Annotated in this window: 1 protein-coding gene; it reads right to left on the bottom strand. The window is 58.3% G+C overall.

What is annotated here, in order from left to right; genetic code table 11:
- A partial coding sequence (locus tag FQ668_RS27505) for an Ig-like domain-containing protein (protein WP_144180780.1) occupies window positions 1-271 on the bottom strand: 271 nt, incomplete at both ends.

Here is a 271-nt window from a genome sequence, read left to right as displayed (position 1 = left end):
TTGGAGTCGGTTGTACCGGTGCCCGCATTGCCTGCCGCATCGGCCACGCCGCTGTTATCCAGCCTAATAAGGTTGCTGGTGTCACTGATATTGGCCGTTGGCGTAAAGGTCGCCGTCCAGGTGATGCCGCCGTCGCTCGACGACATGGCGCTCAGCGTACCGTTATTGATGGTCAAATCAGCGTTTGTAAAGCCGGTAACTGCCTCCGAGAAGGTGACAGTTACCAGCGAGGCTTCACCAATGCGCAGCGCGTTATCGCTCACCACCACCG

Source organism: Pseudomonas sp. Kh14 (assembly GCF_900291005.1).
GTDB classification, from domain to species: domain Bacteria; phylum Pseudomonadota; class Gammaproteobacteria; order Pseudomonadales; family Pseudomonadaceae; genus Aquipseudomonas; species Aquipseudomonas alloputida.
This window is presented reverse-complemented; position numbering and strand designations above follow the sequence as displayed.